This is a genomic window from Candidatus Liberibacter sp., from assembly GCF_014048425.1.
In the GTDB taxonomy this organism is placed as follows: domain Bacteria; phylum Pseudomonadota; class Alphaproteobacteria; order Rhizobiales; family Rhizobiaceae; genus Liberibacter.
Genome location: NZ_JACETX010000085.1, coordinates 1 through 1,538 on the forward strand (window position 1 = coordinate 1; position 1,538 = coordinate 1,538).

Genomic DNA, 1,538 nt, shown 5'->3' on the forward strand with positions numbered 1-1,538 from the left:
TTTCGTTAAAATCAAGCATTTTGCATACCTAATATTTCTTTGACTTTGTTTGAGTGTTTGTACAATGTGATTAAGGCGGATGCTTTGTATCTGGTTAATCCAAAATCTCGTTTGTATTCGGGAGGCAAAATTGCTAATTGTTTTGCCGTTGCAGGGGCTTTTAACCAAGATTTGGTTTTGTGTGCAGAATCATACAGCTCTTTTGCATTAAGCCAGTCGTTGGCCATAGCTAAACAATTGGCTTTTTCTCCAACCAACAAACGTTTAACAACACGCCCTTTTGAACCGCCGATAGCATGCCAATGACCATTTCTAAAGGTGATACAGCTCCAAGCTTCAAATCCAGTAGCGGTCAATATATCATTGCCCAAATCTAACCATTCAAACGGAGAAGTTTTGAGTATTTCAAATTCTTTCATCGAAAAATCGGCAATAACGTCTTTTTCTTCCTTTTCTTTTTCTTTTTCTTCTTGTTCTTGTTCTTGTTCTTCCTCCTCTTCTTCTTCATTATCCATGAAGTTTATTTTGTCTCTGCCTTCTAATTTTGCTTTTTGATCCATGAATCCGTGTTTCATTAAGGACGCCCCAAAGTCCAACACGATACAGTCTGTTTTAATCACGTCAGGATAGGTTTCTGGATCGACAATTCTTAATCCTCTGCCGATCATTTGTGTCATGATAGACCTTTGAGAGCAGGGACGAAGCAACACAACACAATTAACAGGCGGATAATCCCATCCCTCAGTGAGAACAGCGACATTAACAATCACTTGAATTTTATTGTTTTCGAAATCGCTTAAGACATTTTGACGTTCGTTTTTGCTCATGCTTCCAGACACCATTCCCGCACTGATGCCTGCTTCTTGGAAGGCTTCAGTGACGTTGGATGCATGGTCTAATTGAGAGCAAAAGATCACAGTTTTGCGGTCTCCTGCTTTTTCTTTCCAATGTTTGATGACAGCATTGTTGATTGGACGGGTGTTCATGATCTTTTCAACATGATCCATGTCGAAGTCCGAACCGACTTTGCGTACTGTTGCTAGTTCTTTCTTAATCCCAACATCCATGATGAAAGGAACAGGACGAACCAAATGCCCTGAATAGATTAGTTCCTTGACAGTGATTTGATCGGCAATATTGGTGAAGACATCTTTGAGACCGTTACCGTCCCCTCTGTTAGGGGTTGCTGTCATACCAAAGATCATGCAATGAGGATTTTTCTTCTTTGCGTATTTCACAATAGTCTGATAGCTCGTTGCATTTGCATGGTGTGCTTCGTCTATGACCAGCATGTCCATTGTTGGCATTTTTTGGATGTTTCTTGCTAATGTTTGAACCATTCCAAAGCACACCTGAGAGTTCCAGTTTTTAACAGATGAATTAAATACCGATGTTTTCACGTTGGGATTGACAAGGTTGAATTTGGATTCATTTTGATTTGTGAGCTCATCACGATGAGCGATAACGCATGCTTTTTTGACGTCACCACGTTCAATGAAACGCCCCAAAACAGCAGAGAACATGATTGTTTTTCCTGC

The 1,538-nt window shown here is 40.2% G+C and carries 1 protein-coding gene; it reads right to left on the bottom strand.

All coding sequences use genetic code 11. The features are described 5' to 3' along the window. Positions 1-11: 11 nt before the first annotated feature. A partial coding sequence (locus H0G72_RS06005) for a DEAD/DEAH box helicase (RefSeq protein WP_182017863.1) occupies positions 12-1,538 on the bottom strand: 1,527 nt, incomplete at its 5' end.